Annotated in this window: 10 protein-coding genes; 5 read left to right on the forward strand and 5 right to left on the reverse strand. The window is 63.4% G+C overall.

Annotation, left to right across the window (positions count from 1 at the left end; all coding sequences use genetic code 11):
- Positions 1–13 precede the first annotated feature (13 nt).
- Positions 14–922 (reverse strand): LysR family transcriptional regulator, encoded by a 909-nt coding sequence (locus DPV79_RS00995; protein WP_042975648.1) that lies wholly within the window; start codon positions 920–922, stop codon positions 14–16.
- A 422-nt stretch (positions 923–1,344) separates the two neighbouring features.
- On the opposite strand from DPV79_RS00995, the gene DPV79_RS01000 reads away from it, so the two are divergent.
- Positions 1,345–1,719 (forward strand): hypothetical protein, encoded by a 375-nt coding sequence (locus DPV79_RS01000; RefSeq protein ID WP_021160469.1) that lies wholly within the window; start codon positions 1,345–1,347, stop codon positions 1,717–1,719.
- Between the two features lie 75 nt (positions 1,720–1,794).
- On the opposite strand, the gene DPV79_RS01005 is transcribed toward DPV79_RS01000, so the two are convergent.
- Positions 1,795–2,883, reverse strand: a complete 1,089-nt coding sequence (locus DPV79_RS01005; RefSeq protein WP_165843480.1) for a porin — start codon at positions 2,881–2,883, stop codon at positions 1,795–1,797.
- Positions 2,884–3,803: 920 nt separating this feature from the next.
- Between DPV79_RS01005 and DPV79_RS01010 the strand changes: the two genes are divergently transcribed.
- Complete coding sequence (locus DPV79_RS01010; RefSeq protein WP_113044708.1) at positions 3,804–4,478, forward strand: lytic polysaccharide monooxygenase auxiliary activity family 9 protein; 675 nt, start codon at positions 3,804–3,806, stop codon at positions 4,476–4,478.
- A gap of 98 nt (positions 4,479–4,576) precedes the next feature.
- Here DPV79_RS01010 and DPV79_RS01015 read toward each other — a convergent pair whose 3' ends face one another.
- A complete protein-coding gene (locus tag DPV79_RS01015; protein WP_113044531.1) occupies positions 4,577–5,980 on the reverse strand; it encodes a GGDEF domain-containing protein in 1,404 nt (467 codons plus the stop codon).
- An 814-nt stretch (positions 5,981–6,794) separates the two neighbouring features.
- On the opposite strand from DPV79_RS01015, the gene DPV79_RS01025 reads away from it, so the two are divergent.
- Positions 6,795–7,868 carry a chitinase gene (locus DPV79_RS01025; protein WP_244321688.1) on the forward strand — a complete coding sequence of 358 codons (1,074 nt, stop codon included), beginning with the start codon at positions 6,795–6,797 and terminating at the stop codon, positions 7,866–7,868.
- Positions 7,869–7,922: 54 nt separating this feature from the next.
- Here DPV79_RS01025 and DPV79_RS01030 read toward each other — a convergent pair whose 3' ends face one another.
- Positions 7,923–8,801 (reverse strand): SDR family oxidoreductase, encoded by an 879-nt coding sequence (locus tag DPV79_RS01030; protein WP_113044534.1) that lies wholly within the window; start codon positions 8,799–8,801, stop codon positions 7,923–7,925.
- A gap of 185 nt (positions 8,802–8,986) precedes the next feature.
- Between DPV79_RS01030 and DPV79_RS01035 the strand changes: the two genes are divergently transcribed.
- Positions 8,987–9,949 carry a GlxA family transcriptional regulator gene (locus DPV79_RS01035; RefSeq protein ID WP_059686248.1) on the forward strand — a complete coding sequence of 321 codons (963 nt, stop codon included), beginning with the start codon at positions 8,987–8,989 and terminating at the stop codon, positions 9,947–9,949.
- Between the two features lie 78 nt (positions 9,950–10,027).
- Here the strand turns inward: DPV79_RS01035 and DPV79_RS01040 are convergent, their stop codons facing one another.
- A complete protein-coding gene (locus tag DPV79_RS01040) occupies positions 10,028–10,960 on the reverse strand; it encodes a LysR family transcriptional regulator (protein WP_113044535.1) in 933 nt (310 codons plus the stop codon).
- A gap of 208 nt (positions 10,961–11,168) precedes the next feature.
- Between DPV79_RS01040 and DPV79_RS01045 the strand changes: the two genes are divergently transcribed.
- On the forward strand, positions 11,169–12,035 hold the full coding sequence (locus DPV79_RS01045) for an NmrA family NAD(P)-binding protein (protein ID WP_113044536.1): 867 nt from the start codon (positions 11,169–11,171) through the stop codon (positions 12,033–12,035).
- Positions 12,036–12,128: the final 93 nt, after the last annotated feature.

Raw genomic sequence — 12,128 nt, forward strand, 5'->3', positions numbered from 1 at the left:
GGCCCGGGCGGAATCAGGCGGCGGCGCGCTCGGGCGCGCGATAGTGGTCGACCACGTAGTCGATGAAGCTGCGGACCTTGGTCGACAGATGGTTGCGGCTCGGGTAAAGCATCGAGATGCAGCGCGCGCCGCCGTTCACTTCGTAGCGTTCGAGCAGCGGCACCAGCGCGCCGCGTGCGAGATCGTCGGCGACGAGCGGGTGCGGCAATTGCGTGATGCCCATGTGATTGAGTGCCGCGATCCGCACCATCATGCTGCCGGTCGAGGCCAGCGCGTTGCCGGTGTAGACGCGGTAGGAACCGTCGACGTCCGAGAATTCCCAGCTGCGCGCGGTGCCGTTCGACACGGTCAGCAGGCTGTGTTCGTTCAGTTCGGCTGGGTCGTTCGGCGTGCCGTGGCGCGCGAGGTACTCGGGCGATGCGACGACCACGTCGCGCACGCTCGTCAGCATCCGCGACACGAAGGTCGCGTTGACGAGGCGGCGATCGTCGCAGAAGCAGACGTCGTAGCCGCCCTCGACCATGTCGACGTGCGTGTCGAACGTGGTCACGTCGAACCGGACGCGCGGATGCCCGTCGCGATATGCCGACAGCAGCACGCCGAGGCCGGCCGCGACGGAGGTCGCCGACGCGGCGATCCGCAGCGTGCCGCGCGGGTCGCGCGTGACCTGCACGAGGTTCGATTCGATCTCGTCGAGCTTCTCGATGATCGTGCGGCAACCGTCGAGATATTCGCGGCCGGTCTCGGTGAGAGACAGGCTGCGGGTCGTCCGGTTCAGCAGTCGCATGTTCAGGTGCGCTTCGAGCATGCCGACGCTGCGCGTGACCGCGGCCGCCGACATCCCGAGCTGGCGCGCGGCGAGATTGAAACTCGACAACTCGACTACGCGCGTGAACACGCGCATCGCTTGCAGTTGGTTCATGGTCCGCCGAAGGAAAGAATTGACCGTTCGCATGCGCCGCCGACGCATCGCTCGATGCGTACCGCCGCGCGTGACCGGCAAGGTAGCGAGCCGATTATGGGATGCGGGCCGGCGCCGGACGCTTAAAAAACGACGCGCAATGGATGAAATTTCGTTTAAGGAAGCGGCGGACGACGCGGGGGAAGACGCGTGCGCGTGCGGGACGGCGTTCTCGCCTGTTGCTGCGATTCACTGGACACGCGTGTCGTCGAAGGTCTCGACCATACCGTCGAGATCGTCGTGCGTCGCGACGACGAATACGCGTTTGCCGCAACGGAGGTCAACCTAAAAATAAATTAATGAAGCTGCATCAAATCTTCAGGTGCGCGCGTGACGCGGCTGCCGATAATGGGCCGATACGAGTAGCCACGAGGAACGCAATAATGACGCAGCCGCTGAGTATCAAGATGATCCAGGAACACGGCAAGCCGGTGGTGCTGGTGTCGATCGAACGGGGTGCCGCGGTGCTCGATCCGGAGGACGTCGATGCGGTCATCCAGTATCTGAGCCTGTTGCGCGCGTCGATGCAGCCGGCCGTGCCCGAGATGCCGCCGCGCGCGCAGCAGTTCGTGACGGAGATGGACCCGTGCTGGTATGCGGAGCGCCATCCGCTGTATGGCGGCGCGGTGCTGTTGCTGCGGCACACGGGGCTCGGCTGGGCGAGTTTCGCGCTGCCGCCACGCAGCCTCGAGCGTCTGCACGGGTCGCTCACGCAACTGCTCGAGGACGAGCAGATGGTGGTCAGCCTGCCGAACTGATTCGGCGCGTGGGTCGATCGCACCGGCCGGGGCCGGCTTCCGGTACACGGGAAGCCGGCCCCTTCGCGCGATCGCCTAGAACGTGTGGCGCAGCCCGATCCGGCCGACCGCCTGCCGGCCGCTCGACGACGGATCGAAGCCCGCGACCTGCGCGACGGCGCCGCCCGACGCCATCTGCAGTGCCGCGAGTGCATAGATCGCCGTGCGCTTCGACAGTTCATACTCGGCGCTCGCGTTCAACTGACGGTATTTGGGTTCCTGGCCGGTCGCGTGGTCGCGGCCGGTCGTGTAGGTATAACCGAGGCCGAAGTTGAGCTGGCTCGTGGCGGCGAGCGTGCCGGCGACTTCGTAGTTCTGGAACTTCACGTCCTGCTCGTCGTCGCCTTGCTGGAAATCGACGTCGGTGAAGTTGCCCATCAGCTTCAGTTTGCCGAGCTGGTACGACGCGCCGGCCGCGAAGATGTTCTGGCTGCGCGCGTTCATGAGCGCGTCGCCGTACACCGCGTTCGTGTATCCGCCGCCGTTCTGGTAGCTCTGCACAGCCTGCTCCGGATCGTTGACGCGCAGGTAGCCGACGCCGGCCGAGAACGGCCCGTTCGTGTACGCGAGCGCCGCACTGTACGCGGCGTTGTCGGAGAAGCGGCCGGGCTGCCCGCCGAACGAGTAGAGCGCCTCACCCGTGAAACCGGCGATCGTCGGGCTCGTGTATTTCACGGCATTGCTGATCGCGAAGCCGTTGTCGAGGTTGTCCATGTCGTTCGGGTGCGAGAAATACCAGCCCCCGTAATAGTCGTTCAGCGAATACGGCTCGATCAGGTCGACGATCGGATCCCACTGCCGGCCGAGCGTCAGCGTGCCCATGCGTTGGTCGGACAGCCCGACGTAAGCGTTGCGCGAGAACGCGAGGCCGCTGCCGAGCCCGCCGTTCGTGGAATTGAAGCCGCTTTCGAGATCGAAGATCGCGGCGAGCCCGCCACCGAGATCTTCCTTGCCGCGCAGCCCCCAGCGGCTGCCGGCGCTGACGCCGCTCGCCATCTGCCACAGGTGCTGGCCGTCGACGTTCGACGCGAAGTCGATCCCGGTGTCGATGATGCCGTACAGCGTGACGCTGCTTTGCGCATGCGCGTGGGAGAACAGGCCGCAGCAGGCGAGTGCGCACGTCATGCGCAGCAGCCGTGTCGTTTTATTCATGGATGAAGGTCTCGAACGTAGGTTGACGGATATTATTCGCAGTCCTTGTTTAAAGGGCTGGTCGTCGAGAATATAGCTGCGTCAAAAGCGTGCGGATCGGCAATTCAGTCTTTCAGTTTTTGCGTTGGTTTCGTGCCTGCGGGCGGTCGACAACGCGGGGGTTGGGCGCTGTGGGTTGTTCGCTTCGGGGTGGGGGCTTGGGGTTGTGATGGCTCGTTTGCCCTTCCGGGAGGCGGGCATGCTCCCGGCCGCATCGCTGGGGAGTTGACGCCGCGCGTCGCAACGCGACCGATATCGATGCGCAGCGCGCCAGCGATGGAATATGCCCGGATCGGGAGGCTCCCGGTCGTCGATGACCTTTGAGCTATTTTCAAATCAGGCGTAACTTCCAGCGAAATAATCATTCTTCCCGATCCGGATTTTGAATGAATGGTGATCTTGATTCAATTCAAATATCAATCAAGGAATCAAATTATTAAACAATGGAGGCGGCCATGCCGGTAGCCTCCAAATGCGAAATGCCGGGATCGATCATTCACGATCGTCAAGCACCAGAATCCGCGTTACGTCAGGGTTGACGAGCGAAGCAAGCGGGAATGGATGATTCGATGCCGCGAATCAAAAGATTAACAACGAGGGACGTTTATTTTTCCGGTTTTTGCGGATAAGGTTCGACTCGGTGAAAGTGATTTGTCAGAAAGCATGGCGATTGATCATTGCTTGCCGCGGTTTCATTCGACCGCCGCTTTCGCCGATCAGCATGCGCGACGACGCGTCGACAGGAATCTCTTCGCGGAATCTTGCGACAGGCTCGATGTGCGCATATCCGTTTCGACATTCATGCCATGAGAGGGCTCATGAACAAGAACATCCGCAGCTACGTTGCTTCCGTCATGCCACGCGCGCTGGCCGGTGTCGCACTGCTGGCCGCGGCGGCCGGTGCGCACGCGCACGGCCGTTTGACCGAACCGCCTTCGCGCATCGTGCTGTGCACGCAAGGCCAGAATCCGAACTGCCCTGTCGACGCGTGGCACGCGAACGCGATGGAGAACGGCAAGTTCTTCCCCGCGACGCAAAGCGGCCTGTCGGATCCGTTCGCGCCGGACGACGCGAAGAATGCCGCGCCACCGAAGGACGGCGAAATCGCCGGCGCCAGCACGAATGGCCCGCTGCCCGTGCTGAACGAGCAGTCGCCGGGCCGCTGGCAGAAGATCCCGCTGCGGCCGGGCGCGGTGCAGAATTTCAAGTGGGAGTTCAGTGCCGTGCACAAGACGCGTCGCTGGAACTACTTCATTACACGCGCCGACTGGAACCCGTCGGAAAAGCTCACGCGTGCGCAGTTCGAGCCCACGCCGTTCTGCACGATCCAGAATCCCGGCCAGCCATACTGGGACCCGAACGCGAACCTGGTGCCCCAGCAGCCGACCATTCACGCGTGCCGGCTGCCGATGCGTAGCGGCTACCACGTGATCCTCGCGGTCTGGGAAGTCGCGGATACGGCGATGGCGTTCTATCAGGTCGTCGACGCGATCTTCACCGATGGCGATACGACACGCAGCCCGTTCTGATACGGCCGCGACATGACGCGCCCGGCGATGCCCGGCGCGTCATGAGCTGAAGAACCCGTGTGAGGGGCGCGGTGAGCGTCACTGACACGGCAACCGGCTTACCCGGCGACCACCTGGTTGCGGCCTTGATGCTTCGCGCGGTACAGGCGTTCGTCGGCCTTGCGCAGGATCGCGTCGATCGTCTCGCCGTCCCGGCCGAATTCGGAGGCGCCGACACTCACGGTGACCTTGATCGGTTCGCCGATGCCTGCTTCGAACGGCGCGCCGGCGATCGCCGCGCGGATGCGCTCGCCGATCGACCGGGCCGTGTCCAGCGCGGCTTGCGGCAGCAGCACCATGAATTCCTCGCCGCCCACCCGCGCGACGCCATCGTACGGCCGGATCGCATCGGCGCATTTGTCGACGAAACGTTGCAACACCTGATCGCCCGCCTGATGCCCGTAACTGTCGTTGATCGCCTTGAAGTGGTCGAGGTCGAGCGCGAGCAGCGAGAACGGCGCGCCGTTGCGCTTGGCCCGGTTGATTTCCGCTTCCACGCTTTCGATGAATTGCCGCCGGTTGGCCGCGCCCGTGAGTGGGTCCGTGGCCGCCAGGTGCTCGAGTTTTTCGTTGGTGTGTTGAAGCGCCTGCAACGCGCGCTCCGTCCTGGCCATCGCGTCCCTCAACCGGGCAAACAGTTCCGCCTGGCTGTAGATCTTCGAAAACGAACGGGTCGTTTGAAAGGCCTGAACCACGCCGAAACTGAGCAGGAAGAAGCCGGCTGCGAAAATCGCGTGCGTGAGCCACCACATGTGATTCCAGGGCCGCCCGAGGATGAAGGCGAGCGACGAGAGGGCGAACGACGTGACCGAAATGCCGTAGATCGTCATCAGCGGCGAGCGGATGCGACGTACGACCAGCGCGACGACGTTCACGGCCGAGAGCAGCAGTGCGCCGCCTTCCATCGACAGGCGCACCCACAGGTGGCCGGCCACCGGCGAGAAGGCGATCACGGCGACCGCGACGTCGACGAGCCCGAACAGCGCGAGCCAGGGTAACCAGATGCGGGGATCGGCGCGGGTCGCTGCGCTGTCGGCCTTGTGACTGTACGTGAGCTGCCCGACAAGGATCAGGATCGACATGGTCAGGCGCGATGCCGGCCCGTACAGCAGGAACAGCCAGATGTTGTGATGCGCCATGCCGGTGAACAGGCCATGCAACGCATAGATGACGGAAAAGCCCAGAAAGCCCAGCGTAAGCCAGCGAAGCAACGGCTCACCCGACAGGCGATAGCAGCGCCAGCAGACATACGTGACGAACGCGCCTTCGAGCGTGGCGGCCGCGATCGCCAGCTCGTGAAAGGCGTGATTCTCGAATTTCAGCGACGGGTCCTGGAAGAAGTACAGGTAGGCGATCAGATAGGCGGGCACCAGCGCGAAGCCGACCAGCAGGAGCCTCGCGTACACCCGGGTGATGAGTTGGGCGGTGCGGGTCGACGCTTGGGGGGCGAGATGGACAGTCATGTTCGGCCTCCGGGTTCGGTGGATGCATCAGGGACGGCAACGTGACGTCATCGCGGGTCGGCCGCCAATACGATGAAGCCCGATCGCATCGCCTGAATTTCGTTGATTTGAACAATCAGCCAAATGGCTGCGGGATATCCGGTTGAATTATCGAATGGCGATAATTTCAATATGGCAATGCGATCGCGTGAATATTTCCGGTTTCGATATGGGTGAAAATACTCGATTCAAGGGTTGATGCCTGACGATTATGTAGTATAACCAAACGAAACGTGGGCGTCGGATTGAAGCATCACTACATCGGCTGTCGAAAGACCCGTATCCGCCGCCGCGTGGCAGGCACGGCTATCCCAAGCCTGCGTGACGGCTTCACGTACCGCCTGCATCGCGCTTGTGACGGACATCCGGTCTTGCGCGAAAGTGGCGTGCACATGCTTCACCAGCATAGACCGAAGTCGTCGTTTTTTCCGTCGTAGAGATAAAAACAGAATCAATATAGAAATTCGTCTTCAGGTGGCAATTTGTAAGGTTGATTTCTTGTGAATTCGACCTGGGTGGAGCTTTGTCGATCGAAAGGGGAAGCCACCGGGTGGAGGAGCCGCATGGCTGTTCTGATCACGATGTTGATTTGGTAGTCCGTATCAACGATGCCGACGCTTGCCGTCCGCGTGACGTGGCGGGTTTCCGTTACGCCTGCGTGGGCGGAGCGCGTCTTCCTGAAATATTCCCCGGCATGGATCGCGTGGAAGACCGATGCCGGTAATGCGTAAAACGCGATGAGGGCGTGAAAATGAAGAGCAACCGATCCGGAATCATGCAGCGATCGACCCTGAAGGGCGCGCTGGCGCTTCTGTTGGCATGGTCGTCCTTCGGCACTGGCACCGGCACCGCCGCGGCAGCCGGGACGGGTACCGGCACGGCGCCGGCATTCGTTTATAGCCCGTACAAGGACGCGACGATTTCGATGAACTGGAACACGAACGTCATCTCGTCGAACGTCACCGGTCAGATGAGCCCGGTGCTGTCGGTGCTGCCAGCCGGTGTCCGCACGCTGACGCTCGCGTTTGCGACCGGCGAATGCGGCAGCGAGAACTGGGCGGGCGTCGACGGCGGCGCGATGGCGGCCGCCAACGTGCCGCTTTTCACCGCGGCCAATGTGAATTACGTGATTTCCACCGGCGGCGCGGCCGGCATGTTCACGTGCGGGTCGGATGCGGGCATGGCGGCCTTCATCAATCGTTATGCGTCGAGCAACCTCATCGGGATCGACTTCGATATCGAGGGCGGGCAGACACAACAGGTGATCGACGATCTCGTCCGGCGCGTGGCAGTCGCCCAGCAGAATTATCCCGGCCTGCGTTTCAGCTTTACGCTCGCGACACTGGCCCCTTCCCAGCAGGGCGCGACCACGGCCAGCTCCTGGGGCGCCAGCGCCCCCGACAGCTTCAACGTGTATGGAGACTGGGTCATGCAGGCGATCCAGGCGCACGGCCTGAAGAACTACACCATCGACCTGATGACGATGGACTACGGGTCGGCGGGGGCGGGGAACTGCGTGGTGGCGAACGGCACCTGCCAGATGGGACAGTCGGCGATCCAGGCGGCGATGAACCTGCACGATCACTGGGGCGTGCCGTACAGCCAGATCGAGCTGACGCCGATGATCGGCGGCAACGATGTGAGCGGCGAAACCTTTACGCCGGCCGATGCGGACACCGTTGCGCAGTTCGTGAAACAGAATGGCCTCGTGGGTGTCCACTTCTGGTCGTTCGACCGTGACGTCGATTGCCCGCCCGGCGCCGCATCGTCGACGTGCAACTCCATCGGCGGCGTCGGTACGCTCGGTTATACGAACCGGTTTGCCAACGACCTCGCGCCCGGCAATTGAACGAACTGGGGGCAGCGCGTCGGATCGGTGTCGGCTTCTGCGTCGACCGTACCTTCAAGCCGCGGCGGATCGCCCTTTCGGCTCGGCGAGGTGTGCCAGCCCGAGGCCCTCGAGCACCTGCGCCTGAATCGAAGCCGCTTGAGCGTTGAGGGCGTCGGCGCCGAATGACTGGCCCACGATCAAACGCGGCGGGCGAGTACCGTTGGCTTGTGCGACAAGCTGCACGATTGCGTCGGCGACGTCGTGCGGGTTCGGCGCGTGGTCGCTCGCGAACAGCGCCATGAGCGTCTCCACCATCTTGTCCGGAATCGCACCGGCCTCGCCGTAGCCGGGTACGCGCGCGGCGTCGGCGGGCCGCTGCGCGCTGGCGAAAATGTTCGTCGGATAGTTACTGGGTTGAACGAGAACGACGTCGATGCCCGACGTCGACAACTCATAGCGGTAGCTGTCGGTCAACGCTTCGAGCGCGAACTTCGATGCGCCATAGAGACCGAAGAACGGAAACGTCACGCGGCCGAGTATCGAACCGATGTTCACGATCAGGCCTTCGCCCTGTTTCCTGAAGGTCGGCAGCACCGCCCGCGACGTTCGCTGGATGCCGAATACATTCACGTCGAAGAGCGCCTGCACCTGCTTTGTCGTGAACGCCTCGGAAATACCCGCTGATCCGATACCTGCGTTGTTGACGAGGACGTCGAGATGCCCGGCATTTTCCAGCACGGAAGCTACGCCTCGCTCGACCGACGCATCGTCCGTCACATCCAGTTCGATGACGTGCATGCCTTTCGCTTGAAGGGCATCGGCATGCGGCCTGTTTCGGCCGGCGACGTCGCGCATCGACGCGAATACCCGGTGCCCGGCCGCCGAGAGCGCTTCTGCAGTGTCGCGGCCGAAGCCGCTGCTGGCGCCGGTTATCAGAATAGTTTTGGACATGTCGAGTGTGTTCCAGCAAAACAAGGTTGGAGAGCCGCAACCGAATCAGCGCGAGCATGTCCGATGCGGTCGAGATGAAATGGACGGCGTCGTTGGAGAAATCTTCGCCGCATTGCTGTGCAGTCTAGGTTTTTCACGGAAAGCGGGCTATAGTCGTAAATGACATTAATAGATGTGTTTACGACATGAGATTGTCCATTCTGGCGCTCGAAGGGCTGTTCGACACCGGCCTGACGGTGCTTTTGGATACCTTCGCGATGGCCAACGAACTGGCTGCCGCTCAGGGCTTTGCCGCGCCGCCCTTCGACGTCGGAGTGGTCGGCGTACGCAGGCGCGTCCGTACCGCGCACGGACTGTCCATGCTGGCGGAGCCCGCAAGCAGCGCACGCCATGCCGACTGGGTGGTCGTGCCCGCGCCCGGCATCAGGCAGCCGGAGCGCCTGATCGAGGCGCTGGAGCGTCCGGACGTGCGCGATGCCATGGCGCACCTTCGGGCGTGGCATGCCGATGGCGTCGGCGTCGCCGCCGCTTGCATCGGTACGTTCGTGCTGGCGGAAGCCGGGCTTCTGGATCATCGCGAGGCGACGACCACCTGGTCGCTCTCGCCCTTCTTTCGGCAACGTTATCCTGCAGTCGATCTGAACGATTCACGGATGGTCGTCGCCGCGGATCGCTTGGTGACGGCGGGGTCGGCCATGGGCCATCTCGACCTTGCGCTGTGGTTGCTGCGTCAAGCGAGTCCCGAACTGGCCACGCTCGTTGCCCGTTTCATGCTGATCGACAAGCGTTCGTCACAGGCCGAATACATCATTCCGGATTACCTTGCCCATGCGGATCCGCTGGTCGCTCGATTCGAGCGATGGGCCCGCGAGCATCTTTCCACGGGTTTTTCGCTTCAGGCGGCGGCCGCCGCATTAGCCGTTGGACCGCGCACGTTGCAGCGCCGTACCGAGGCGGTACTTGGGAAGTCGCCATTGGCGTTCGTCCAGGATCTCCGCATCGAACGGGCGCAGAATCTCGTGTCGATGGGTTACGACCTGGAGACGATTGCAAGCGAGGTCGGCTACGCGGATGCGGCGACGTTGCGGGCCTTGTTGCGTCGCAGGCTCGGCCGTGGGGTGCGGGAATTGCGCGCCGACAATCGGTAGTGTCCGGCCTTGAAAAGCGGCGCTGCCGTACGCTGCGAATGCCGAGCCAAGGGGCCGTGGGGCGCCGCCGGAACGGCACTAGCGCATGCCGGCGCGCCCGTGAATACCCGTCAGTTCGACCATGAAATCCAGGAACGCCCGGGTCTTGGCCGGCACGTGATGCCGGGATGGGTAGTACGCATATAACGGATACCGCTCGTCGGCCCATTCGGGAAAGAGATTGATCAACCGGCCGTCGGCGATCAGCGGCTCGGCACCGAGCAGCAGCATCTGTGCAATGCCTGAACCGGCGAGGCACGCGCCGAGCAGGGCGCCCGGATCGTTGACCGTGAGGCGCCCCCGGGTGTCGACCACGATGCGTTTGCGCCGACGATGGAATTCCCAGGCGAACGGCTTGCCTGTCTCCGGGTTGCGAAATTCAAGACATCGATGGCTGCGGCTTTCGAGATCCTCGGGTTTGGCCGGCCGTCCCCGGCGAGCGATGTACGACGGCGCCGCGACCGTCACGACGCCGGTATCGAGCAGTTTTCTCGCAATCAGGCTGGACGATCGCGGTTCGCCGAATCGCACGGCGAGGTCGAAGCCATCCATGACGAGGTCGCCCAGGCTGTCTCGCGCGATGAGCTCGATTTCGAGGTCGGGATGCGCGTCCATGAACGCATCGAGTCGTTGCCCGAGAATGGCCCGGTAAACGACGGGATCCAGGTTGATTCGCAGCTTTCCGCGCACGACGGAGGCGCCGCCCGCGGCCGCCGCGGCTGCTTCCTCCAGCCCGGCAAGATGCGGCATGACCTGCTCGTAAAACCTGCGGCCCTCTTCAGTCAGCGACACCGACCGCGTCGTTCGATTGAAAAGCCGGATGTTCAGCCTTCTTTCCAGTCGCGCAATCGCTCGACTGACGCCCGGCGGCGTCATGCCTATTACGTCGGCCGCAGCCGCAAACGTGCCGGCATCGACCACGGCGGCGAACACGCTGATGCTGCCGGACAGTTTCTCGCTACTGGATCTCATGGTTGTTCGAGTGCATACGGTGGCGGATCGCGGGCGACCCACGGAAGGCCGACACGCCGACGCCGGATAACGCGGCCATGCCGGTCGTCTGCGTCGATCATGCCGAATTAGTGACGCGTTGTCACTTATCTGCTTCCATCCATGTCGTTTTGTTTCGCTCGATGTTTGGCCAGAATGCGACCGACGTATTCACACACGGAGAACGAGCATGTATGCGATAACAGGCATCACCGGCAAGGTCGGCGGCGCATTGGCCAGCGAGCTGCTGGCCTCGGGACGGTCGGTGCGCGCGGTCGCGCGCGACACGACGCGGGCAGGGGCGTGGGCGGCGCGCGGGTGCGAGATTGCGACCGCCTTCATGGAAGACCCATCGTCGCTCACCGCCGCGTTCACGGGCGCTGCGGGCGTTTTCATCCTGCCGCCTTCGGAGTTCGATCCGGAGCCCGGGTTTCCCGAGGCGCGGAAGGTGATCGAGGCCGTGTCCGCGGCGCTTCTGCAGGCGCGCCCCGAAAAGGTCGTTTGCCTGTCGACGATCGGTGCGCAGGCTGACGAGCCCAATCTGCTCACGCAACGCACGCTGATGGAACAGGCGCTGCGCGAGATGCCGATGCCCGTGACCTTCCTGCGGCCCGGCTGGTTCATGGAGAACGCCGCGTGGGACGTCGCGTCCGCGCGCGACGATGGCGTCGTCGCCAGCTACCTGCAGCCGCTCGACAAGCCGGTGCCGATGGTCGCCACCGCGGACGTAGGTCGCGTCGCGGCAGAACTGCTCCAGCAGACCTGGCGCGGTGTGCGTGTCGTCGAGCTCGAGGGCCCGCGCCGCGTGAGCCCCGACGATCTTGCACTCGCCTTCGCTCGCGTTCTGGGCCGGCCGGTGCGCGCGGAAGGCGTCGACAGGCGAACGTGGGAAGCGCTGTTCCGCGCGCAGGGCATGAAACATCCACTACCCCGCATGCGCATGCTGGACGGCTTCAACGAAGGCTGGATCGATTTCGAAAGTAATCCGGAAGAAATCATGCGCGGGCACATCGAACTGGATGCGGTTCTCGGCGAGCTTGTGTCGCGTGCGGTCTGAATGAATGCGGTGGGCGACGTGTGGCGCGTTTGTGCCACGCGCCAACGATGCATCGTCGCGGTCGAACGACTGCGGGATTCCATGTCGAGCGGG

Source organism: Burkholderia reimsis, from assembly GCF_003294055.1.
Classification (GTDB): domain Bacteria; phylum Pseudomonadota; class Gammaproteobacteria; order Burkholderiales; family Burkholderiaceae; genus Burkholderia; species Burkholderia cepacia.